The following is a 22,941-nucleotide window of genomic DNA, read 5'->3' as shown; positions in this document are numbered from 1 at the left end:
GATACGCCGCCCTCACCGGGAGAAGAACCTCGTCATCGACGCAGACCTGATCCCGGGCGCCGATGGCGCGTCGCCTTTTTCGCGCGTGCGGGGCAGACAAACAATCACCTGCATGGAGCGAAACTATCAAAGTTTAATGCGTTCTGTCGTTCTCATCGATCAAATTGGGGACGGGTTCTGAGTTATTAGGCGACCAATGCAGGCAGGATTTGCGTTCTCCAAGCTCGCCGACCGGTTGGCGAGCCTCACTCCCGTAACGGCTGACGATCTCCACCTGCTCGCGGACATGGCAAGCACAATCGCGCATCTCAGTTCGCGTCAGGCCGTTTTGCGGCATGGCGATGATACCACCCAGTGCTGCCTGCTGCTTCAGGGATATCTGTCCTGGCAGGATGCAGAGAGTGCGGACGGGCAGATCACGTCAATCCATGTTCCCGGTGACATCGCCGATCTACACACGCTTTATCGTCCGCGCGTTGACGGCAACCTGATCGCACTCGGCCCGGCCATCGTCGCTCTCGTGCCACACCGCTTCTTTCACGATTTGTCCGCGCGTTCGCCCGCGATGTCTCGCGCATTGCTGCTGATGCTGCTCACCAGCCACGCCATTCAGCGCAACTGGACGGTGAACCTGGGCAGCCGTGATGCATTGACGCGTGTTGCGCATCTGCTGTGCGAGATCACTACCCGCCTGCAAAGCGTCGGCTTGGCGAGAGATCTCAGGTTGCCATCACCCTTTACCCAATCGGACCTTGCGGCAGCGTGCAGCATTTCCCCAGTGCACGCCAACCGCACAATTCAGGAACTGCGACGATGCAACCTCCTGCAATGGCAGGGTAAGACGGTAACGATCACGGACTGGCCGGGACTCGTGCGGCTCGCAAGATTCGATCCGACTTATCTGGGGATTCCGTCCAGCCGCGACGATGCGTCGTCCTCGCGTCTCAGGCCACTTACGGCGGACCTTGCGCTCGCTTGAGCCCGTTTCGGACGACACCTTGACGGATTGCGGAGCGTGCAATCAGGGCCTGCCGCGCTTCTCCAATGACATCATCCCAATTATCTGGCGTCCTCTGATGAAACAGCCGCAGGCTCGGATACCAAAGGGAGTGGGACTCGGATGACGGCCAGCGCCAGTCGCAATCCGCATGCAACAAGACCCACGCATCACAGCCGAGTGCTCCCGCGAGATGGGCCACCATGGTATCGACGCAAATGAGCAGATCGAGCCGCTGGAGGAGATGACCGAGAACCGTAATGTCAGGCGTGCTGACGTCCCTCGCGCCGATCTCGGCCAGTTCGCGCGCTCGGGCCCCGCGTTGCAGCGAGCAGAGCGTCACGCCGGGAACGTCAAGTTGCCCCAACAGGGACGGCGGGATGGTCCTTCGTTTGTCCCAGTTGCCGACTTCCCAAACCAGACCGACGGCAAGCCTTCGCAGTCCAAGACCTGGAACTTCAAGACCTGGAACTTCGAGACCTCGAAGTTCAAGACCTCGCACTTGCGCAAGTGCTGGCGCGACCGCCGGCGGCAGCGATACGTAAGGTGCCCGCATCTCGACGTGCTCCCGCCCCGCCCTTATGGCATGCGGCACCTCCATGATTTCGACATCGACTTCGAAGTCGACCTCAGGCGTACCATCATGGAGCGCAAAGGCCCGATCGACGCCAGCCGTTCGCTCGACCAGCGGCAGAAGCTCGCCCTGGCACCAGACCGTGACCCGGCGCGCGACGTCACGAAGCGGCCGCATGAAGCGCAGGAACTGGATGGTGTCGCCGAGCCCGTGGTAGCAGCGGACCAGCACATCCTTGCCCGTCAGCTCCTCGCCGCGCCAGATACGCTGCAGGTGACGAGGCCCGGTGTGCTTGGGTGGATACGCAAGCATCGCCAGATCGCGGTCGCTGATCGCCCAGGCACGTTCGAAGTCGCCTGCTCGCATCGCTTCCGTCCAACTAACCGACACTCGCGGTGATCCGATCAACGCCGCACGAATTTGTGAAAACGGCTCATCTTGCCATCCTTGGTGCGGTCCTGGTGAAGGAACGCGATGCCGGTCTCGTCGAACTTCGCGAAGAATTCGTCCCAGCTGATCCGGTCGAGACCTTCGTCGGGCGGATCGAAATCGATGCGCAGGATACCGGCGTGTCCGTCCTCCTCGGTAGCCTTGACCGTCGCGGGCTTTCCGCCGCGTTCCTCCGCCCATTTCCTGATCACGTCATGGCTGGTGGTCTGCTGGGCTTCGCTGGTTTGTGATTTGGTTGACATGTCACACCTCGACTGCTGACAAAGAGCGAGCGACGAATAGGTCGTCGCGTCAGACTGTTCGCCGTGAACGCCGGACGGAAGGATTTGTTCTTTCGTGGTGTCGGGCTCTCTCAGAGCATCATCTTCTTCATCTTCATCATGGAAGCTTTTAGTTCCCGCCAAACTGCTCGGGATTCTATCCCAGGTTAAGGGCGCGAAATTTTTTTGGCCGGAATCTGACGTAGTGCCGTGAGTTCAGGAACGAACATACGTTCCTCACGTTCGCCGACGTACTTACGTCAACACTGCAAGTCTTCAACACTGCAAGTCTTTAACACAGTACGTCTTCAACACTGCATGCCTTAACGCTGCACGTCTTCCGGAGGGCCTAGATCCATGCATTCTCGTCTTCAGGACAGGCGGCGCGTGCGCGTCGGCATCGTCGGTGTCGGCAATTGTGCGAGCTCCTTCGTTCAGGGGCTCTCCTATTACCGGGACGCCAAATCGAATGAGCCGGTGCCTGGGCTGATGAACGCCGATCTCGGCGGCTACCACATCAGCGACATTCAGGTCGCGTCGGCCTTCGACGTCCATGCCGGCAAGGTCGGACGCGACGTGGCCGAGGCAATCTTCGCAGCGCCGAATAACACGCACCGCTTCTCCGACGTCGCGCCCACCGGCGTCATGGTCCAACGTGGCCCTGTCATGGACGGCGTCGGCCAATATCTCAAGGACGACGTTCCGATTGCGGATGTTCCGGAAGCCGACGTCTCCGAGGTGCTCGCGACGTCGCGCACGGACGTGCTTGTGTCCTATCTTCCCGTCGGTTCGCAGCGCGCGAGCGAATTTTACGCCGCGCGCGCGATCGAGGCCGGCTGCGGCTACGTCAATTGCATCCCGGTCTTCATTGCCTCGAATCCCGACTGGCGGCGGCGATTCGAGGATGCAGGCCTGCCGATCGTCGGCGACGACATCAAGAGCCAGGTCGGCGCCACCATTCTGCACCGTGTGCTCGCCAATCTCTTCCGCGAACGCGGCGTGCGGTTGGACAGAACCTACCAGCTCAACGTCGGCGGCAACACCGACTTCAAGAACATGCTCGAGCGCGAGCGGCTGACGTCCAAGAAGATCTCCAAAACCCAGGCCGTGACCAGCCAGTTCGATGTGCCCATGGATGCCGATAATATCCATGTCGGCCCGAGCGACCATGTGCCGTGGCTGACCGACCGCAAGCTGGCTTTTATCCGCCTGGAAGGCACGACGTTCGGCGGTGTTCCCTTGAGCGCGGAGGTCAAGCTCGAGGTCTGGGACTCCCCGAACTCGGCGGGCGTCGTGATCGACGCGGTCCGCTGCGCCAAGCTCGCCATGGACCGCGGGCAGGCCGGCGCGCTGACGGGGCCGTCGAGCTATTTCATGAAGTCGCCGCCTCAGCAGTTCACGGACGAGGAGGCCGGACGGCGAACGCGCGCCTTCATCGACGACAAGGCGTACGCCTGATGGCGGAGATCATTCATCTGATCCGCCATGGGCATCATGCCCTGCTCGGCCGCACGCTCTGTGGCCGGATGAAGGGCGTAGAGCTCGATGATCTCGGCTGCGAGGAAATCGCGCGATGCGCCGATACCTTCACGCCGCCGCCGAGCATGGTCCAGTCGAGCCCGCAGCGGCGCTGCATGCAGTCGGCCTGCATCCTGGCGGCGCGCTTCGGCTTGCCAGTCGAGATCGTGCCGGCACTCGACGAGCTCGACTACGGCGAATGGACCGGACTGTCATTCGAGGCGCTCGCCGGAGACCGCCGATGGTCGCGCTGGAACGAACAACGCGGAACGAACCGCCCGCCAGGCGGCGAAAGCATGCGGTCGCTCCAGAAGCGCGTCGTCGCCCATCTGGAACAAGTGCGCAATGATCATTGTAGCGGCACCGTCGTCGTCGCCGTCAGCCATGCCGAACCGATCCGCGCAGCGCTGCTGCATTATTCCCGGAAGGAGCTCGACGACTTCCTCTCGATCAAGATCGACCCCGGCAGCGTCAGCACCCTCAGCGTGGACAATCGCGGACTCAAGATCACCGGGATCAATCAGCGGGTGCCAGCGTGAAGATCGTCATTTTCGGCCTGACAATTTCCTCGTCGTGGGGCAACGGTCACGCCACCTTGTGGCGAGGGCTTTGCAAGCATCTCGCGCGCGCCGGCCACAGCGTCGTCTTTTTCGAGCGCGACGTGCCGTACTACGCCGGCGCGCGGGATTTGCACGAACTGCCCGGCGGCCAATTGCGACTGTTCCCGAACTGGGACGATGTGCTTCCTTTGGCGCGCAGCGACATTCGTGATGCCGATGTCGCGATCGTGACCTCCTATTGTCCCGACGCGATCACCGCGACGGAGCTCGTCCTGTCCGAGGGTCGGGCGGTGCCCGTGTTCTACGATCTCGATACGCCGGTCACGCTGGCGAAGCTGATGGCTGGCGAGACGGTTCCCTACATCGGGCCGTGCGGCCTGCGGGATTTCGCCCTGGTCCTGAGTTTCACCGGCGGTCCACGCATCTGCAACGAATTTCGCGACAGGCTTGGCGCTGGCAATGTCCGTCCGCTCTACGGCCATGTCGATACGGACATTCATCGGCCGGTGCCGTCGCAGCCGCATTACCGTGCGGATCTGTCTTATCTCGGCACATATTCGCAGGATCGCCAGCGCGCTCTCGAGGCTCTCTTCGTCGAACCCGCACGTAGCAGGCAGGATCGGCGCTTCCTGATCGGGGGTGCACAATACCCGGAAGATTTTCCCTGGTCGCCAAACATTTACTTCGTGCAGCACTTGCCGCCGTCTGAGCACGCGTCGTTCTTTGCGTCGTCCCGGCTGACACTCAACGTCACGCGCCAGGCCATGGCGGAGATGGGCTGGTGCCCCTCCGGCCGCCTGTTCGAAGCCGCTGCCTGCAAGACCCCGCTGCTCAGCGACGACTGGCCGGGACTCGATGAATTCTTTGTACCCGGGCAGGAGATCCTGATCGCACGCGATGCGAAGGACACGCTCGCCGCGTTGACGATGACCGACGCCGAGCTTCAGCACATCGCCGGGCGCGCATATGAACGGACCATGGATCAGCACACATCCGACAAGCGCGCAGCCGAACTGATTTGGCTGTTCGAGCAGACGGCATCCCTTGGCGCGCGCCGACAGCAACCCGAGGAGGCCTGATCATGTGGGGCATCGTTCCGGCCGCGGGCCGCGGCAGCCGCATCCAGCCGCTTGCCTTCTCCAAGGAGTTGCTTCCGGTCGGAAGCCAACGGGACGACGGCATCGACCGTCCGTGCGCGGTCTCCGAATATCTGCTGGAGCGGCTGATCCTTGGGGGCGCCGACAAGATCTGCTTCGTGATCTCCCCCGGAAAATCGGACATCCTCGAATATTTCGGCGATCATTACGGCAGCGCCCAGCTCGCCTATGTCGTGCAGCCCGATGCGTCGGGGCTGTGCGATGCCGTGTTCAGGGCGGGCACGGTGGTTGGCCACGACGAAGACATCCTGGTCGGACTTCCGGATACCGTCTGGTTCCCAAAGGCGGCCCTGCAGGCATTGCCGGCCGCTGACCTGTCGTTTCTGCTATTTCCAGTCGAACACCCCGAGTTCTTCGATGCTGTCGTGCTCGACGGCGATCGCGTCACGGAAATCCAGGTCAAGCAGCCGGATGCGGCGTCGAAATGGATATGGGGTGCCTTCAAGATGTCCGGCAACGGATTTCGCGAACTCCAGTCGTTGTGGACAAAGCGCGAGCGCCGGGATGAATATTTCGGGACGCTCGTCAATGCCTACATCGCGGCCGGCGGCCAGGGTCTCGGCGTCAAGGCTGGCGAATCCTATGTCGACGTCGGCACCATCGACGGCTACCGGACAGCAATGGCGTTGCTCGCGGAAAGCTCTCCCGGGAACGGACGCTCTCGACTACTGGCCGGCGGTTCGCCGGAGGCAGCCCGCCCGGCCCCCGCAATGAACAATGGAGTGACCGCATGAGCAGTGGCGCCCTCTCCCGCGAGGAAATCCGCCAGCGCGTCGATGCGCTCGGGCCATGGTTTCACAATCTGGACCTCAACGGCGTGCCGACAGCGCCTTCACACTTTCTCGGCGACTATCCCAACGTGAAATGGCGCCGCTTTTCCGGGATCATTCCGGACCGCCTCGAAGGCAAGACCGTGCTCGACATCGGCTGCAATGCCGGTTTCTACGCTATGGAGATGAAGCGGCGCGGCGCCGAGCGCGTCCTCGGCCTGGACACCGACGACGAATATCTCGCGCAAGCCCGCTTCGCGGCTGAGGTGAACGGGCTCAGGATCGAATTCCGCAAGATGTCAGCCTATGATGTCGGACAGCTGCGCGAAAAATTCGATCTCGTGATCTTCATGGGCGTCCTCTACCACCTGCGGCACCCTCTGCTGGCGCTCGACCTGATCCACGAGCACGTGGCCGGCGATCTCCTGCTGTTCCAGTCGATGCAGCGCGGCGACAGCCGCGTGGATTCCCTCGACAAGAACTACGACTTCTGGACCACCGATCAGTTCGATTCCCCGGGCTATCCAAAGCTGCACTTCATCGAGAACAAATATGCCGACGACCCCACCAATTGGTGGGTGCCGAACCGCGCCTGCGCCGAAGCCATGCTGCGCAGCGCCGGCTTTGCGATCGCGGCGCATCCGGAAGAGGAAGTCTATCTCTGCAAGCGGGTGACAAGGCCGCAGGCGGAAGGTCCGGTTTATCCGTCGCGGGAGACCGGCCGATGATCGAAGCCGCCAAGATCTGGAACGAGCCCAACAACAAATCGCACTGGGACATCCTGATCGATCCGGATTGGACCATGTTCGCCAGCCTGGCGCTGGCTGCCGGAAAGGCGATCCGCAGCGCGCATCCCACACTCCCGCGTGTGCTTGGCGGCATGTCGCCGATCGATCCGTCCTTCATGCGCAACATGCAGGCGCGCGGCGTGCTCGATCATGTCGATGCCGTGGCCGTGCACGGCTTTCCGCTGGACTGGAACCTGTGGCAGATCGCGGAATGGCCCGCCAAGATCGAGGAGATCAAGGCGGTCACCTCGCTACCGGTCTGGGTGACGGAGGTGGGAGTCTCGTCCTTCGGTGCCGAGGAGGTGCAGGCCTGGGGACTGACGCGGACCGCTGAGCTATTGACTGGCCGGGCGCCGCGGATTCACTGGTACAGCCTGTACGATCTGCCTTCGAGCTGGGAGGCGACCACGCGGCACAAGGAAGCTGAAGGCTCCTCCTACTACCGGCATTTCCACATGGGGCTGCTGCGCGAGGACGGCACGCCGAAAGCTGCCGCGGACTTGTTCGGCCAATATGCACCTGCGATGGGCCTGTGCCAGTGGTTTCACTTCGAGGACCACCGCCTCGATGACGCCGTGCGCTGGATGCGCCGACTCGGCGTGCAGCATCTCAGGACCGGCCTGTCCTGGGCTGACAGCTTCCGTCCCAATGCGCTCGCCTGGTTCGATCGGCAGATGGACGCGCTGGCCGAGTTTCAGGTCACGGTGACCTTCTGCTTCACCCCGGAACATCGGGGTATCGAGCCTCATCACACCAGCCCGCCGCTCGACGTCAACGAGTTCGCGGATTTCTGCGCACAGATGGTCGAACGCTATTGCGCGAAAACCGGGCTCGCGCCGTCCGCAGCGTCTTCGCGCGCGGCCATCTCGGAGCCGACATGCGTGCCCTGATCCTGGTGATGGACTCCGTCGGCATCGGCGCCGCGCCCGATGCCATCAATTACGGCGACGAGGGTGCCGATACCGTCGGCCACATTGCTGACATGTGCATGGCCGGCAATGCCGACGGACCACGCCGGGAGGGGCCGCTTCGGCTTCCCAATCTGGTCGCGCTCGGCCTTGGCCAGGCTTGCCGTCTCGCCACCGGGCGCGTGCCGCCGGGGCTCGATGGCCGTCCTGAGCATGCGCGATTTGGCTGCGCGAGCGAGATCTCCAAAGGCAAGGACACGCCATCCGGCCATTGGGAGATCGCCGGCGTGCCGGTGCCGTTCGACTGGGGCTATTTTCCAAGAACCAAGCCGTGCTTTCCGCGCGACCTGGTGGAGCGCCTGTGCGAACAGGCTCGATTGCCCGGCATCCTCGGGAACTGTCATGCCTCCGGCACCGAGATCATCGCCGAATTCGGCGAGCGTCACATCAGAACGGGCGAACCGATCTGCTATACGTCGGCCGACAGCGTGTTTCAGGTCGCAGCGCACGAGGAGACGTTCGGACTCGAACGCCTCTATGAGATCTGCCGTATTGCGCGCCGACTGATCGATCCCCTCAACATCGGGCGCGTCATCGCACGTCCCTTCATCGGCGCGTCGGCAGGTGATTTCAAGCGAACAGCGCACAGGAAGGACTTTTCCGTTCCGCCGCCGGAGCGGACGATCCTCGATCTTGCCGAAAGCGCAGGCCGTGACATCGTCACGATCGGCAAGATCGACGACATCTTCGCCCATCGCGGCACCGGGAGGAACCTGCGCGGCGACGGCAACCAAGCGCTGTTCGATGCCACGCTCGATGGGCTCGCCTCTCTCGCAGAGGGCGGGATGTTGTTCGCAAACTTTATCGATTTCGACACGCTGTATGGCCATCGCCGAGATGTCGGGGGCTATGCAGCGGCACTCGAAACCTTCGATGCTCGCGTTCCGGATCTGCTGAACCGCCTGCGCGACGATGATCTCCTGATCATCACGGCCGATCATGGTTGCGACCCAACCTGGAGCGGTACCGATCATACGCGGGAACAAGTGCCGATTTTGGCGTGGAGCACGCGGTCAACTTCTCCGATCGGCAAGCGCGACGGATTTGCGGACATCGGCGCGACGGTCGCGAGGCATCTTGAGCTACCGACGCCGGTTCACGGCGTGTATTTTTAGCCCGCTGCACCGGACAGATTCACCTGGGTTATTGATCCAGGTTAGAGAAATATTCGTTTGTAGGTTTCGCAGGAACGAACATTCCTTGCATCGCTTCTTATTCCAAATGTGACTGGCGCGCCGGTCGCCCGACCAGAACAGCAGCGCGCTTTCATTCTCATCACGGATTGATCCCGCAGGATCGATCTCACGGCGGCACGGAGCGGTGAATGACGCGAGTATTGATCACTGGAGGTGCGGGATTCATCGGATCGCATGCAGCCGACGCGCTGCTGGCGGCCGGCTATGAAGTCCGCCTGCTCGACAACCTCTCGCCGCAGGTCCACGGAGGCAACCGCCAGCGTCCCGCGTATCTTGCCAAAGACGCGGAGCTCGTCGTCGGTGACGTCACCGACGCTCTCGCGGTCGATCATGCGTTGCGCGGCACCGACATGGTCCTGCATCTCGCATCAGCAGTCGGCGTCGGCCAGAGCATGTACGACATCGAACCCTACGTCAGAACCAACGAGCTCGGTACCGCCGTGCTGTTGCAGACACTGTCCAAGCGCCCGGTCGCGCGGCTCGTGGTGGCCTCGTCCATGAGCATCTACGGCGAGGGCCTTTACCGGAGCGCCGATCAGAGCGTGGTCGCCTGCGAGGAGCGGGCGGTCGAGCAGCTTCGCCGCGGCGATTGGGAGCTGCGCGATGCAGCCGGTAACCCGCTCGATCCTGTCCCTACGCCGGAGACAAAGCAGCCTTCGCTGAGCTCGATCTATGCGCTCAACAAATATGCGCAGGAGCGCATGTGCCTGATCACGGGCAAGGCTTATGGCATCCCGACCGTGGCGCTACGCTTCTTCAATGCGTTCGGGCCGCGTCAGGCCCTGTCCAATCCGTATACCGGCGTGCTGGCCATCTTTGCCGCCCGGCTGCTCAACGGCCGCCCTCCCCTCGTCTTCGAGGACGGCCGGCAGCGCCGCGATTTCGTCCATGTCCATGACGTTGCCCGCGCCTGCCGGTTGGCGCTGGAGGCGGAGCACGCGCAGGACGTCTTCAACGTCGGCTCCGGCCAGAGTCGCACCATTCTGTCGGTCGCGGAGGATCTGGCCGAAGTCATGGGGCGCCGCGACATTGCGCCCGAGCTGACGCGGAAATATCGCGCCGGAGATATCCGGCACTGCTTCGCCGACATGGGAAAATCCCGCGACGTGCTCGGCTTCGAGCCTCGCGTCGTATTCAGGGCCGGGCTCGAAGAGCTGGCGGAATATCTCGCCGACCAGATCGCTGACGATCAGGCCGAGCGAGCCACCAAGGAGCTGCAGCAACGAGGATTGGTCGCGTGATGAGTGAACGAGACAACAGACCCGTCCTGATCACCGGCGGCTGCGGGTTTATCGGCTGCAACCTCGCCGATCGCCTCGCGGAGCGTGGCGAGCCGGTGCTGATCCTGGACAACCTCGCCCGCGCCGGCGTGCGGGAGAATGCGCAGTGGCTGAAGTCTCGGCATGGCGACCGGGTCACAATCACCGTGGCCGATATTCGCGAGCCGATCCCGGTGATCGACGCCGTACGCGAAGCCCGCGCCGTGCTGCACTTGGCCGCCCAGGTCGCCGTCACCGACAGCGTGAGCGATCCGGCCGCCGATTTCGAGATCAACGCGCGGGGCACATTGAACGTGCTCGAAGCCGTGCGCCTCCACAACAACGCCGCGCCGATCGTGTTCGCCTCAACCAACAAGGTCTACGGACGCCTGATCGACGATGGCGACATCGCGCTCACCGGTCGCCGCTACACGCCGACAAGCGGCCTGCTGGCCGCCGGCATCTCGGAAAATGCGCCGCTCGACTTCTACAGCCCCTATGGATGCTCCAAGGGAACGGCGGATCAATACGTTCACGACTATGCGCGGGTCTACGGCCTCCAGACCGTGGTGATGCGGATGAGCTGCATCTATGGGCCCCGTCAATTCGGCACCGAGGATCAGGGCTGGATCGCGCATTTCCTGCTGAGCGCCATCCGCAGCAAGGAGCTGACGATCTATGGCGACGGCCATCAGGTCCGCGATGCGCTTCACGTCTCCGACGCGGCCTCGGCCTGGCTCGCCGTGCTCGATGGCATCGCGCTCGCCCGTGGAAGCGTCTTCAATCTCGGCGGCGGTCCGGCCAACGCAATCAGTCTGCTGGAATTGATCGACCGCATCACCGATCTGACCGGCCGCAAGGTGGCCTATCGCTTTGCTGATTGGAGGCCGGGGGATCAGCCCTGGTACGTCACCGACACGCGCGCGCTCTCCAGCGCGCTCGGCTGGGCGCCTCAGGTTTCGTTCGCAGACGGCCTCCGATCCCTTCACACCTGGCTGGACGGCCGGTTCGGATCGTCACAAGGCAACCGCGAGGCGCTGGCATGACGCGTGTTGCCCTCATCAATCCAAACTGGGATTTTGGCGGCAGCATCTATTTCGGCTGCCGATCCCCTCACCTTCCGCTCGAACTCGGGATCTCCGAGCATTACCTGAAGGCGGCCGGGCACAAGACGCTGCTGCTCGACGCCCACATGTTCGATCTTTCCCTCGCCGATATCGAAGCCGAGCTGCGCGCGTTCGGCCCCGACCAGATCGTCATCACGACGGCACCGACCTATCTGTTCTGGCGCTGTGCCCCTCCCGAGCTCCGCGTTCCGCAGGAGCTCGCGATGGCGGTGCGCGATTTGGCTCCGATCCTCATCGCGGTGGGCCCGCATGGCTCGACTGTGCCAAGGACCGCGCTTCGAAAGCTCGGCACCGACATCGTCGTGATGGGCGAGTGCGAGGCGTCCTTGCTGCGTCTCGCCAATGGCGAGCGGGACTTTCCGGGCCTGTGCTTCGCCGATGGCGCATCGCTACGCGTCAATGAGGGGCCGCAGGCGGTCGCGTTCAAGGATCAGCCGCCGCTTGACTGGCCGGAGGAGATGATCCGGCGGCACCATCATCACCATCATCGCTTCGAAGCCGAGCCGCAGGCGCCAGGCGCCGAAGTCGAATCATCCAGGGGATGTCCGTACAACTGCACGTTCTGCGCCAAGGAGAACTTCCGCAACGCCTACCGCAAGCGGCCTCCCTCCATTGTTCTCGAAGAGATCGACGGCCTGCGTCATCAGGGCATCGAGTATGTCTATTTCATCGACGAGATTTTCCTACCGAACGCGGAACTGCTGGAAGGGCTGACGACACGCGGGCTGAAGTTCGGGGTACAGACCCGCATCGACCTCTGGAGGCCGGATATGCTGGCGCTGCTCGGCCGCGCCGGCTGCGTCTCGATTGAAGCCGGCATCGAGAGCCTGACCGTCGAGGGCCGCGCCGCGCTCGCCAAGAACTGCAAGATGACGACCGACCAGCTGGCCGAACGCCTGGTCGAAGCGCGCCGTCACGTTCCTTTCGTGCAGGCCAATTTGATCGAAGTCCCCGAGGACGATGACCCCATCGTGCAGCGCTGGCGCCGCACCATGCAGGATGCCGGCATCTGGGCCAACGATCCGGTCCCGCTGTATCCCTATCCGGGCTCGCCGGATTATCGGAAGCTGTGGGGCGAGCCCGACGATTTCGCCTGGGAGCGCGCACACCGGCATTATCTTGCGATGTTCGACCAGTTCAGCGACGTGCAGAACGATCGCCCGGTCCCGCTCGAGACTCTCGAACTGCAGGTGGCATCATGAGCCGCAGCTCGCAGCTCAGGATCCTGATGACGACCGATACCGTCGGGGGCGTCTGGACCTACTCGTCCTCTCTTGCTTCGTCCCTTGCTGCGAAGGGCGCCGACGTCACCCTGGTGACGATGGGCCCCCGCGCGCAGGCCGGCCAGCTTGCAATGCTGCGTGGCTCGCGGGTCCGCCTGATCGAAACGGACCTTGCACTCGAATGGCAGGACCCGGAAGGACAAGATCTGTCCCAGGCCAGACACGTCCTTGCGAAGCTCGAAGTCGGAATCGGGCCCGACGTCGTTCACCTCAACAGTTTTCGCGAGGCGACCTTCGCCTGGCGCGCTCCTGTGGTGGTCGTCGCGCATTCCTGCGTCAACTCCTGGGGGCTCGCCTGCCGCGATACGGGCTGGCTCGGCGAACCGAAGTGGCGCCGCTACACCGAACGGGTGACGGCCGCACTCGACACGGCACAAGCCTGGGTTTGTCCCAGCCAGTCCTTCCACGATGACGTTGCGGAAATCTATCGGCCTCGCTCGCGCGGCAACGTGATCTGGAATGGAATTTCCCCTCAGGATCCCGCGGGACGGAAGCAAGACATGATCTTTGCGGCGGGCCGGCTCTGGGACCGCGCCAAGAACATCGAAGTCCTGGCGGCTGCAGCGCCTGGGCTGGACTGGCCCGTTCAGGTCGCCGGGCCGGCGGACGAGTGCCCTTCGGCTTCCGTCACCTGGCTCGGGCAGTTGTCTCACGAAGCCATGCGCGCGTACTTGCAGCACGCCGCCATCTTCGCCAGCCCTGCGCTCTATGAGCCGTTCGGCCTCTCCGTTCTGGAAGCCGCTGCGGCGGGATGCGCTCTCATCCTGTCCGACATTCCCACTTTCAGGGAATTGTGGAGCGAGGCCGCGCTGTTCGTCGATCCCACCGACAGCAAGGCGCTGCATCGAGCACTCGCAGGTCTGTGCACCGACGATCGCGAGCGGGTGCGGCTGCAACGTGCCGCCTTTGAGCATTCCCTGACCTACTCGCTGACCCGGACCACGAGCGCCTATCTCAGCCTCTACCAGGAGCTGCTTGCCGTCCATCACGCGCCCGCCCCCATGGAGGTACGCGCATGAAATGCGTTCTGTTCTACCACGCGTTCACCTCCTGCTGGAACAACGGCAATGCCCATTTCCTGCGTGGTTATGCCCGCGAACTTCACGCGCTCGGCCATGAGGTCGTCGTGTTCGAGCCGATCGACGGCTGGAGCCGATTGAATGCGATCCGCGAGGGTGGCAGTCAAACGATGGAGGATATTCCAACGCTATTTCCCGGCATCGGCCTCCGCCGCTACGATGCCTCCCTTAATCTCGATGAAGCCTTGCACGGCGCCGATCTCGTCGTCGTCCACGAATGGAATTCGCCTGATCTAATCGCAGACATCGGATCGAGACGGGCTCACGGCGCTCCGTTCACGCTGCTGTTCCACGACACCCATCATCGCGCCGTTAGCGCACCGGACGAACTTGCGCAGTTCGACCTCGACGGCTTCGACGGTGTGCTCGCCTTCGGCGAGGTCCTTCGTCAAATCTATCTGAAGCTCGGCTGGGCGGACCGGGCCTTCACCTGGCACGAGGCGGCCGACATCGCCCTGTACCATCCGCTGCCGCATGTCGAGCGCACCGACGATGTCGTCTGGATCGGAAATTGGGGCGACGGCGAACGCAGCACCGAGCTCAACGAATTTCTGGTCGAACCCGTGGCCGAGCTGAAGCTGCGCGCGGGGGTCTATGGCGTCCGCTATTCGGACGGGGCGCTCGACACCATTCAGGCGGCAGGCATTCGGTATGGCGGCTGGCTGCCCGCACACTGGGCTCCCATCGCTTTCGCCGGCGCACGCGCGACTGTCCACGTTCCCCGCGGCCCCTATGTCCGCTTGCTTCCGGGCATTCCAACCATTCGCGTCTTCGAGGCGATGGCCTGCGGCATTCCACTGGTCTCGGCCCCCTGGTCGGATGCGGAAGGCCTGTTCCCGGAAGGTGCCTATCTCGGCGCCTCCGACGGCACCGAAATGAAGCGGGCGCTTCGTGCGCTGCTCGATGACCGGGAGTTATGGTCCTCCACCGTGGAGACCGGACTCCGGACAATCAAGGAACGTCACACCTGCCGTCACCGGGCGGAGCAGCTTGTCGGCATCGTGCAGGACCTCCGGGTCACAGGCCACTCCAAAAAGCCCCTGCGATACATCGGAGCCTCCGCATGAAGATCTGCTTCTTCGGGTCCAGCCTCGTCTCATCCTACTGGAACGGTGCTGCCACCTATTACCGCGGCATGCTGAAGGAGATTGTGGCCCTCGGCCACGACGTCACATTCTTCGAGCCCGATGCCTTCGAGCGCCAGGCCCATCGCGACATCGACGATCCGGACTGGGCGAAGGTGGTGGTCTACGCCGCGACGCCCGACGGCTGGCGAAGCTCGCTTGAGGAAGCGGCCCGCTCGGCCGACATGCTGGTCAAGGCCAGCGGCGTCGGCGTCTTCGATCGGGAGCTGGAGAACGCGGTCGCTGAAATTCCGTCGAATGCGATGCGCATCTACTGGGACGTCGATGCCCCCGCGACGCTGGAATCGGTGGCGGACAATCCAGACCATCATCTGCGCCATGCGATCCGGTCCTACGACATGGTTTTGACCTATGGCGGCGGCGATGCTGTCGTATCCGCTTATCGCGGCATCGGCGCGCGAGACTGCGTGCCGATCTACAATGCGCTCGACCCCGCCACGCACTTTCCGGCGCCGCCCAATGCGCACTTCACCTGCGATCTGAGCTTGCTGGCAAACCGCCTCCCTGATCGCGAGCAGCGCGTCGAGCGGTTCTTTATCGATGTCGCCTGCCGATTGCCGGACAAGACATTCGTGCTCGGTGGATCGGGGTGGGACTCGAAAGACACGCCAGCCAATCTGCACAAGGTCGGGCATGTCGGGACCGGCGACCACAACGCGTTTTTCGGCTCCGCTCTGGCTACGCTGAACGTCAATCGCGATAGCATGGCCCGCTACGGCTTCTCGCCGCCAACGCGCGTGTTCGAAGCCATCGGTGCCGGAGCCTGCCTGATCACCGACCAGTGGGACGGCATCGATCATTTTCTCGAACCAGATCGCGAGGTGCTGGTGGCCGCGAGCGGGACCGAGGTCGCAGAGCATCTTGCCGCACTGCGCCTCGACCGGGCTCAGGCGATCGCAGCGCGCGCTCGTGCGCGCATTCTGAGCCATCACACCTACCGGCAGCGCGCGCGCCAGTTCAACGATCTCTTTGCCGCAAGCAGTTCGCGAATCGAGGCAGCAGAATGAACCTCACCATCGTCGTCGTCGGTCTTTCGGTTACTTCGTCCTGGGGCAACGGTCATGCCACGACCTACCGCGCCCTGATCGAAGCCCTGGCACGACGAGGTCACCACGTCACGTTTCTCGAACGCGACGTCCCCTGGTATCGCGAGCATCGTGATCTTGCCAAGCCTTCCGCTTGGACCGTCGAGCTTTATCAATCCTTGAAGGACATCCCGCAGCGTTTCGGCAAGATAATCCGCGATGCCGATCTGGTGGTCATTGGCTCCTACGTGCCCGACGGCATCGCGATCTCCGAATGGATCACGACCCACGCCCGGGGGATTACCGCCTTCTACGACATCGACACGCCGGTCACGCTTGCCAAGCTCGAGCAGGGCCTGGACTATCTTTCCGCGGCGATGATCCCGCGCTTCGACCTTTATTTGTCCTTTGCCGGCGGCCCGGTGCCCGGCATGATTGAGGAGAACTATGGCAGTCCGCTGGCGCGGGTGCTGTATTGCAGTGCCGACACCGACATCTACGCGCCACAACGCGTGGAGAAGAAGTGGGCATTAGGCTATCTCGGAACCTATAGCGAGGACCGGCAACCGGTTCTGGAGCAGTTGCTGCTCGCCCCCGCTCGCACTCTGTCACGCGAGCAATTCGTCGTCGCCGGCGCGCAATATCCCGATGAGGTGGTCTGGCCCGCCAATGTCGCCCGGATCGAGCACCTCACGCCGAGACATCATCCGGGCTTTTACGCAGAGCAACGCTTTACGCTAAACGCCACCCGCGCCGACATGCGCGCGCTCGGCTTCTCGCCCAGCGTTCGGCTGTTCGAAGCGGCCGCGTGCGGCACGCCCGTCATCTCGGACCGGTGGCCTGGAATCGAGACCGTCTTCGAGCCTTTCCGGGAAATCCTGCTCGCATCGAGCCCCCGCGACGTCGTGGAGATCCTGCGCGACATGCCCGAGGAGCGGAGGCGCACGATCGCGGAAAACGCACGGCGGCGCGTTCTGGCCGACCACACCTCCGACCATCGCGCCCGGCAAGTGGAGACCTACTACGCCGAGGCATCGGTCCGTCGCCGTCGGAAAGCCCCGCAACTTCCCGCCTCGCGTCCCATGCAGGTCGCTCAAATCTGAAAGGCACCACCATGACACTTCAGACCCGCATCAACGCGTCCCGCCGCTCCCCCACCGTTCTGGTGGCCGGCGGCGCCGGCTTCATCGGATCCCACCTCTGCGACTCGCTTCTGCAGCGCGGCCACACCGTGATCTGTCTCGACAACCTGTTTACGGGAAGGATCGACAACATCCGGCCGCTGCTCAATCATCCGAATTTTCGCTTCATCGAACATGACGTGCGCGATCCCGTCGAGATCGACGGCGACATCGACCGGATCTACAGCCTCGCCTGCCCGGCGTCGCCCCGTCACTATCAGAAGGATCCGGTCGGCACGATGAAGACGTGCGTGCTCGGCACCATCAACATGCTGGAGCTCGCGCAGCGGAAAGGCGCGCGGGTGCTGCAGGCATCAACCAGCGAGGTCTACGGCGATCCGGAGGTCCATCCCCAGCCGGAAACCTATCTCGGCAACGTCAATCCGATCGGGCCCCGGGCCTGCTACGACGAGGGCAAGCGGGCCGCGGAAACGCTGATGTTCGATTACCATCGCATGTACGGGGTCGAAATCAAGGTCGCGCGCATCTTCAACACGTACGGACCCCGGATGCTGGAGAATGACGGACGCGTGGTCTCCAACTTCATCGTGCAGGCACTTCGCGGAGAGCCGATCACGATCTATGGAGGTGGTACGCAGACCAGGAGCTTCTGCTTCGTCGACGATCTCGTGCACGGCCTCCAGCTGCTCATGGAGAGTTCGTCTTCGATTACCGGTCCGTGCAATCTGGGAAATCCCCACGAGGTCACCATCGAGGCCATTGCGCGCGACGTGCTGGCGTACACGGAATCAATTTCCCCGCTCCGGTTCGAGGAGTTGCCCAAGGACGATCCAAAGCGCCGCAAACCGGTGATCGACACAGCCGTTCGAGCGCTGGGATGGCGCCCGCGCGTGGCGCTCAAAGACGGTCTCAAGGCGACGATCGCCTATTTCGCCATGCGCATGGCCGGGGAAGCGCCGGCACTCGTTCCGGCCATTGCACCGCGCAGGAGCGGACGTACCGGGGCACGCGGCAAGCTGACGATCGCCGATCGGCAGTGATCAGCGGAACTCCTCGCGAGCCCTCAAGCCCGTGAAGCAGCCGCGCCGCGGACCGACTTGCAGAGGTTCTCGAGATGGTACTGGTATTCGGAGATCGCGCGGTTCGCCATCCGGATCCGATTTTCCTGGCCTTCCTGGACCATCATGGTGATGCGTTGGGCTAGAAATACGCACGCATCGAATTCATCGTGGATCGCTCCACTACGGGCGAGAAAGTCCCATGCGATCTCATAGGCCTGTTCGGCAGCAGGATTGCGGTAGTCGCTAAAGATGATGTGCGTCATGACAGCAAAACGCGGATGAGAGGGTTTCGGTCCTGCAAGCCCATATGATAGCGCAGGCAGCCTCGGCGGCCGATACATGCCCGTAGGAACGAACGATTCCTGCCCGTGTTGACCCCGCAGTTCCTACCGACGGCTTTTTGTTCATGGTCAAGGATCTATCGCGTGAAACGGAGAAGGACGGCACCCGGAAGCTGATGATGGCGGGATCGGGAGTGGCCGCGGTCCTGTTTGTGGGTTTCATCGTCTGGTTCGCCGTCCCGCAGATGTTCGGGGCAACGGACTATCTGGGCCGCCCCTCCACAGGAGCCGGCTGCCTCAACGATCAGCAGCGCGAACAGCTCCGCTCCATCCTCTCATCAGCGCATGACCCCGCGATGGATCGCCCGAATTTCGAGATGATGATCGGTACTTCCGTGCCGCGCCAGTACGCTGATCGCGTGCCGCCGCATCGACGGATTGTAGAGAGGACAGCTTATGCCGAAAGCAAAAGAACCTGAAAACGATCCGAGAGAAACCCCGGTCGACGATCCGCGACAGCAGACCGATTTGCCAACCCACCGGCAGACGGACCAGCCTTGGCAGGGGAATCCCGAGAAGGAGCAGATCGACCCAAAGCGTCCCCCGATTGATCTGGAGCGGTGGCAAAAATCGAATACCCACTAGCTGCGACGCACGTACCTCGTTCACGCGTCGAGCTCATGGATGGTGGGCCGCAGGTCGCCCTCATCCAGATCGAGCGTTGCCAGCGTGATCGGCAGCTTGAAGCGCCTCGGACCGGCGCTCCCGGGATTCAGGAAAAGCACTCCGTTGATCGTGTTGACCTGCACCCGATGCGAATGTCCTGCTATCACCACGTTCACACCGGTTGCCGCAGGGTCGATGGCCAGCGTCTTGAGATCGTGCAGAAGATAGAAGCAACGAGCGCCGAGGTGCACCGTTTCGGTTTCGGGATAGCGCCTCGCCCAGCTGCCGACGTCGACGTTTCCCCTGATGGCGGTGACGGGTGCTATTCGGCAAAGCCGCTCCAGAACCTCCGGCGCGCCGATATCACCGGCGTGGAGGATATGCGACACTCCCGCAAGACAGCGCTCGGCCTCCGGCCGGAGAAGGCCGTGCGTATCCGAGATCACTCCGATTCTCGTCAACATGTCAGGCCGGGATTTCAGTGCAGGACATCCATTGGCACTTTCCCGATCTCCTCACCCTCCTGGTTCGTGACCGGGATGGAAAAATGACGATTCCTGAGTTCGGGACGCTCCGCGAGGCTTTTTCTCGGACAACGCAGTCCCGCAAGCGGGGCTCCGACCGCTACGGGTCAGGAGTACAAAATCGCAGGAGATAGTAATTAGGGATGCAAAATCGCGGAATTTGGTAGCGGGAGAGGGACTCGAACCCCCGACCCCAGGATTATGATTCCCGTGCTCTAACCAGCTGAGCTACCCCGCCACAGGGTCGCGAGGGCCTGACAAGGCCGATCTCGCGAACGCGCGGCATATAAGGAAGGGGGCGGCGGGCTGTCAATCCGCCTTCGCTTCCGCTTAGCGAAAGCTTCGGCGGACATGGCCGCGGGTGGAGACGAATTGGCTTGTTTTGAGCTTAATTTCCGGCCGCACCGTCATGGCCGGGCTTGTCCCGGCCATCCACGGACGTCTTCGCTGCCGCCGAGAACGTGGATGCCCGGGACGAGCCCGGGGGCATGACGACGAGATTGGGGATGCGGAACAGGCTCCGCCTACGCCAAGGCTTCGGCGCGACAAGCTATTTCGGCCTTACTGTCGGATCCCCGCCGGGGCTGCCGGGGGGCGGGATCACGGGCATGGCGCCGTTCGTGCTAGGCGCCGGGGCGTGCATCTCGGGATCGACGCCGGAGGGCGGGCAGAGCACGCCGTCCGATTTGGCCAGCTTGTCGCCGAGCGGTTCCCGTGACTGGCCGGTGGTGGTGCCGTCGGCTGAGCGGTTCGGGCGGTCCTGCGGCGTACAATTCGTCGCATGCTGTGGGGATGGCGGCGCGGTTTGTTGCGGCGGCGTCGCCGGGGCGGGCGGGGCCTGCGCGATCGCGCTGCCGGAGGCGGCGATCAGGAGGCTGGCCAGAATGATGTTCGATGTGGTGCGCATGGGAGGGAAACGCGCGGGGCGCGCGCCCTGTTCCCACCCCCGAACATTACGATTTGAGGTAGCGGATCAACGAAAAGTGCCCCATCGGCGGCATCGGGCGGCGCTCCGCCAGCGTAACGCCGCCGTGCTTTGCGGCCCAGACGACCAGGCGGGCCCACGGAAACTCCGGGCGCCAGCCGAGACGGCGAGCCAAGGGCGCAAACGCGAGTTCGGAGAGTTTGCGCAAACCCTTTTCGGCGCCGATGTGATTGACCAGGATCAGCTCGCCGCCGGGCTTCAAGACGCGCACGAACTCGTCGAGCGTGCCCTCCGGATCCGGCACGGCGGTGATGACGTATTGCGCGACCACCGCGTCGAAGAAGTTTCCAGGGAAGGCGAGATTCTTCGCGTCCATCACCGAGAGCACCTCGACATTGCTCAGGCGCAGCGCACGCACGCGCGATTGCGCCTTGCGAAGCATCGGCTCGGAGATGTCGACCCCGCAGATTTTTGTGGTGCGCGCATAATCCGACAGCGAAAGCCCGGTGCCGACGCCGACGTCGAGGATACGGCCGCCGATGCGGTCGGCCTCGGCGATGGTCGACTGCCGGCCGGCGTCGAACACCTTGCCGAACACGAGATCGTAGACCGGCGCCCAGCGGCCATAGGCCTTCTCGACCCCGGCCCGCGAGATGTCTGCTGCCATGCCCTGCCCTATATATTTTTTTAGCCGCGGACCGCTTCTGCGAGCGGCCTCGTCGTGCTGCTTGCGGCCTTCGCGGCGGCGCTTTGAATGAAGCCGCCGCCGAGCACGCGGGCCTGGCCGCCAGGTGCGTCGTAGAACACGCAGGCCTGGCCCGGCGAAACGCCCTCTTCGCCGGCGACGAGCTCGACCTCGTAATGGCCGTTTGCGCCGCGCAGCCACGCCGGCTGGGGCGCGCGGGTCGAGCGCACGCGCACGAACATTTCGAGTCCATTGCCGATGGCGCAGTCGATGTCGCCATCGCCAATCCAGTTGACGTCGCGCAAGCTGATGCGATGCATCTTCAGCGCCTCGCGCGGGCCGACGACGACGCGGCGGTTGGCGGCCTCCAGCCGCACCACGAACAGCGGTGCGGCGGCTGCGATGCCGAGGCCGCGGCGCTGGCCGATGGTGAAATTGGCGATGCCGTTGTGACGGCCGAGCACGCGGCCGTCGAGATCGACGATGTCGCCGGGGTCCATCGCGTTCGGCCGCAGGCGGGTGATGATATCCGTGTAGCGGCCGGTGGGCACGAAGCAGATGTCCTGGCTGTCGTGCTTGTCGGCGACGGCTAGACCGAAGCGCCGCGCCAACTCGCGCGTCTCGGGCTTAGTCATGTCGCCGAGCGGAAAGCGCAGATAATCGAGCTGCTCCTGCGTGGTCGCGAACAGGAAGTAGCTCTGGTCGCGATCGGCGTCGGCGGCACACACCAGCGCGCGCGAGCCGTCGGCGCGGCGGCGCGAGGCGACGTAATGGCCGGTGGCGAGCGCGGTGGCGCCCAACTCGCGCGCGGTCTTCAAAAGGTCGCGAAACTTGACCGAGCGGTTGCACTCGATGCACGGCACCGGCGTCTCGCCGAGCGCGTAGCTGTCGGCGAAATTATCGATGACGGATTCGCGAAAGCGGTCCTCATAATCGAGCACGTAATGGGGAATGCCGAGCTTGGCCGCGACGTCGCGGGCGTCGTGGATGTCCTGGCCGGCGCAGCAGGCGCCCTTGCGATGGGTCGCCGCACCATGGTCGTAGAGCTGCAGCGTGATGCCGACGACGTCGTAGCCTTCCGCCTTCAAAAGCGCAGCCGTCGTCGATGAATCGACGCCGCCCGACATGGCAACGACGACCCTGGTATCCTCAGGACGGCCTTCGAGATCCAGACTGTTGAGCATGGGCCTTAAAGCGTTGTGGACGGCGGCGTTGGGCGATCCGCTGGGTGCTTCCAGCGGGACATCGGCGATCCCCCGGGAACTGAGAGTTCCCGAAAGGCACGGCCTGCCCGGTCGAAAGCGGTTGAGAGCTGTCTCTTTAATATAGGCGGCCTTCCGGTGAAGCAATCACGGACCCCGCAAGGTTTACGGCAATTCTTGCCGGGGAGGCAGAAATGGTGGGCCTTCGAGAGGCCCTGAGGCGGGGACGCCAAATCATCAAACCATTGATTTCATTAAATAAAGTTACTCAGCGCGAGGATGGCCCGCTCCTTGCTCCC

At 63.4% G+C, this 22,941-nt stretch carries 25 protein-coding genes and 1 tRNA gene; 19 read left to right on the top strand and 7 right to left on the bottom strand.

Going from position 1 to position 22,941, the window contains the following annotated elements; genetic code table 11:
* Positions 1-196: 196 nt before the first annotated feature.
* Together ABIB80_RS08645 and ABIB80_RS08640 are read left to right on the top strand one after the other, a co-directional pair.
* Entirely contained in the window at positions 197-979 is a 783-nt protein-coding gene (locus tag ABIB80_RS08645; RefSeq protein ID WP_007596129.1) for a Crp/Fnr family transcriptional regulator, read from the top strand.
* Between the two features lie 262 nt (positions 980-1,241).
* Positions 1,242-1,970, top strand: coding sequence for a hypothetical protein (locus ABIB80_RS08640; RefSeq protein WP_354127187.1), 729 nt, complete (start codon positions 1,242-1,244; stop codon positions 1,968-1,970).
* A gap of 5 nt (positions 1,971-1,975) precedes the next feature.
* On the opposite strand, the gene ABIB80_RS08635 is transcribed toward ABIB80_RS08640, so the two are convergent.
* Positions 1,976-2,263, bottom strand: coding sequence for a hypothetical protein (locus ABIB80_RS08635; RefSeq protein WP_007596131.1), 288 nt, complete (start codon positions 2,261-2,263; stop codon positions 1,976-1,978).
* Between the two features lie 375 nt (positions 2,264-2,638).
* On the opposite strand from ABIB80_RS08635, the gene ABIB80_RS08630 reads away from it, so the two are divergent.
* The 15 genes from ABIB80_RS08630 (at position 2,639) to ABIB80_RS08560 (ending at position 18,338) form a co-directional block, all read left to right on the top strand.
* Positions 2,639-3,739 carry an inositol-3-phosphate synthase gene (locus ABIB80_RS08630; RefSeq protein ID WP_007596132.1) on the top strand — a complete coding sequence of 367 codons (1,101 nt, stop codon included), beginning with the start codon at positions 2,639-2,641 and terminating at the stop codon, positions 3,737-3,739.
* A complete protein-coding gene (locus ABIB80_RS08625) occupies positions 3,739-4,338 on the top strand; it encodes a histidine phosphatase family protein (RefSeq protein ID WP_354127186.1) in 600 nt (199 codons plus the stop codon). Before ABIB80_RS08630 ends, ABIB80_RS08625 begins: the two co-directional genes overlap by 1 nt.
* Positions 4,335-5,438 carry a CgeB family protein gene (locus tag ABIB80_RS08620; RefSeq protein ID WP_354127185.1) on the top strand — a complete coding sequence of 368 codons (1,104 nt, stop codon included), beginning with the start codon at positions 4,335-4,337 and terminating at the stop codon, positions 5,436-5,438. Before ABIB80_RS08625 ends, ABIB80_RS08620 begins: the two co-directional genes overlap by 4 nt.
* A gap of 2 nt (positions 5,439-5,440) precedes the next feature.
* Positions 5,441-6,250: a nucleotidyltransferase family protein gene (locus ABIB80_RS08615; RefSeq protein WP_007596135.1), complete on the top strand. Its 810-nt coding sequence runs from the start codon at positions 5,441-5,443 to the stop codon at positions 6,248-6,250.
* Positions 6,247-7,014 (top strand): TIGR04290 family methyltransferase, encoded by a 768-nt coding sequence (locus tag ABIB80_RS08610; RefSeq protein ID WP_007596136.1) that lies wholly within the window; start codon positions 6,247-6,249, stop codon positions 7,012-7,014. Before ABIB80_RS08615 ends, ABIB80_RS08610 begins: the two co-directional genes overlap by 4 nt.
* Positions 7,011-7,964 (top strand): glycoside hydrolase 5 family protein, encoded by a 954-nt coding sequence (locus ABIB80_RS08605; RefSeq protein ID WP_007596137.1) that lies wholly within the window; start codon positions 7,011-7,013, stop codon positions 7,962-7,964. Before ABIB80_RS08610 ends, ABIB80_RS08605 begins: the two co-directional genes overlap by 4 nt.
* On the top strand, positions 7,952-9,157 hold the full coding sequence (locus ABIB80_RS08600; protein ID WP_007596138.1) for a phosphopentomutase: 1,206 nt from the start codon (positions 7,952-7,954) through the stop codon (positions 9,155-9,157). Before ABIB80_RS08605 ends, ABIB80_RS08600 begins: the two co-directional genes overlap by 13 nt.
* A 209-nt stretch (positions 9,158-9,366) precedes the next feature.
* The gene (locus tag ABIB80_RS08595) at positions 9,367-10,479 is read left to right on the top strand and encodes an NAD-dependent epimerase/dehydratase family protein (protein ID WP_007596139.1); all 1,113 of its coding nucleotides are present in this window, start codon (positions 9,367-9,369) and stop codon (positions 10,477-10,479) included.
* Entirely contained in the window at positions 10,479-11,543 is a 1,065-nt protein-coding gene (locus ABIB80_RS08590; protein ID WP_007596140.1) for a GDP-mannose 4,6-dehydratase, read from the top strand. Before ABIB80_RS08595 ends, ABIB80_RS08590 begins: the two co-directional genes overlap by 1 nt.
* A complete protein-coding gene (locus ABIB80_RS08585; RefSeq protein ID WP_007596141.1) occupies positions 11,540-12,826 on the top strand; it encodes a TIGR04295 family B12-binding domain-containing radical SAM protein in 1,287 nt (428 codons plus the stop codon). Before ABIB80_RS08590 ends, ABIB80_RS08585 begins: the two co-directional genes overlap by 4 nt.
* Positions 12,823-13,926 (top strand): glycosyltransferase family 4 protein, encoded by a 1,104-nt coding sequence (locus ABIB80_RS08580; RefSeq protein WP_007596142.1) that lies wholly within the window; start codon positions 12,823-12,825, stop codon positions 13,924-13,926. Before ABIB80_RS08585 ends, ABIB80_RS08580 begins: the two co-directional genes overlap by 4 nt.
* A complete protein-coding gene (locus tag ABIB80_RS08575) occupies positions 13,923-15,053 on the top strand; it encodes a CgeB family protein (protein ID WP_007596143.1) in 1,131 nt (376 codons plus the stop codon). The genes ABIB80_RS08580 and ABIB80_RS08575 overlap by 4 nt, the downstream gene beginning before the upstream one ends.
* A complete protein-coding gene (locus ABIB80_RS08570) occupies positions 15,050-16,138 on the top strand; it encodes a CgeB family protein (protein ID WP_007596144.1) in 1,089 nt (362 codons plus the stop codon). Before ABIB80_RS08575 ends, ABIB80_RS08570 begins: the two co-directional genes overlap by 4 nt.
* Entirely contained in the window at positions 16,135-17,259 is a 1,125-nt protein-coding gene (locus ABIB80_RS08565) for a CgeB family protein (RefSeq protein ID WP_007596145.1), read from the top strand. The genes ABIB80_RS08570 and ABIB80_RS08565 overlap by 4 nt, the downstream gene beginning before the upstream one ends.
* Before the next feature lie 11 nt (positions 17,260-17,270).
* Complete coding sequence (locus ABIB80_RS08560) at positions 17,271-18,338, top strand: UDP-glucuronic acid decarboxylase family protein (RefSeq protein ID WP_007596146.1); 1,068 nt, start codon at positions 17,271-17,273, stop codon at positions 18,336-18,338.
* A 23-nt stretch (positions 18,339-18,361) separates the two neighbouring features.
* On the opposite strand, the gene ABIB80_RS08555 is transcribed toward ABIB80_RS08560, so the two are convergent.
* Complete coding sequence (locus ABIB80_RS08555) at positions 18,362-18,622, bottom strand: hypothetical protein (protein WP_007596147.1); 261 nt, start codon at positions 18,620-18,622, stop codon at positions 18,362-18,364.
* 143 nt (positions 18,623-18,765) lie between these two features.
* Here ABIB80_RS08555 and ABIB80_RS08550 point away from each other — a divergent pair, with 143 nt between their 5' ends.
* Both ABIB80_RS08550 and ABIB80_RS08545 read left to right on the top strand, forming a co-directional pair.
* Positions 18,766-19,119 carry a hypothetical protein gene (locus ABIB80_RS08550; protein ID WP_007596148.1) on the top strand — a complete coding sequence of 118 codons (354 nt, stop codon included), beginning with the start codon at positions 18,766-18,768 and terminating at the stop codon, positions 19,117-19,119.
* Positions 19,097-19,285: a hypothetical protein gene (locus tag ABIB80_RS08545; RefSeq protein ID WP_007596149.1), complete on the top strand. Its 189-nt coding sequence runs from the start codon at positions 19,097-19,099 to the stop codon at positions 19,283-19,285. The genes ABIB80_RS08550 and ABIB80_RS08545 overlap by 23 nt, the downstream gene beginning before the upstream one ends.
* Before the next feature lie 20 nt (positions 19,286-19,305).
* Here ABIB80_RS08545 and ABIB80_RS08540 read toward each other — a convergent pair whose 3' ends face one another.
* From ABIB80_RS08540 to mnmA, 5 genes are all read right to left on the bottom strand, one after another.
* Positions 19,306-19,770 (bottom strand): metallophosphoesterase family protein, encoded by a 465-nt coding sequence (locus ABIB80_RS08540; protein ID WP_007596150.1) that lies wholly within the window; start codon positions 19,768-19,770, stop codon positions 19,306-19,308.
* A gap of 221 nt (positions 19,771-19,991) precedes the next feature.
* Positions 19,992-20,068, bottom strand: a tRNA-Met gene (locus ABIB80_RS08535).
* Between the two features lie 312 nt (positions 20,069-20,380).
* Positions 20,381-20,737, bottom strand: a complete 357-nt coding sequence (locus ABIB80_RS08530; protein ID WP_007596151.1) for a hypothetical protein — start codon at positions 20,735-20,737, stop codon at positions 20,381-20,383.
* 46 nt (positions 20,738-20,783) lie between these two features.
* Positions 20,784-21,422 carry a class I SAM-dependent methyltransferase gene (locus ABIB80_RS08525; protein WP_007596152.1) on the bottom strand — a complete coding sequence of 213 codons (639 nt, stop codon included), beginning with the start codon at positions 21,420-21,422 and terminating at the stop codon, positions 20,784-20,786.
* Between the two features lie 20 nt (positions 21,423-21,442).
* Positions 21,443-22,624: a tRNA 2-thiouridine(34) synthase MnmA gene (gene mnmA, locus ABIB80_RS08520; protein WP_007596153.1), complete on the bottom strand. Its 1,182-nt coding sequence runs from the start codon at positions 22,622-22,624 to the stop codon at positions 21,443-21,445.
* Positions 22,625-22,941 lie beyond the last annotated feature (317 nt).

The organism is Bradyrhizobium sp. i1.15.2, assembly GCF_040548425.1.
Classification (GTDB): domain Bacteria; phylum Pseudomonadota; class Alphaproteobacteria; order Rhizobiales; family Xanthobacteraceae; genus Bradyrhizobium; species Bradyrhizobium canariense.
Note: the sequence above shows the minus strand (reverse complement) of the source record. Positions and strands in the feature narration are given on the sequence as shown.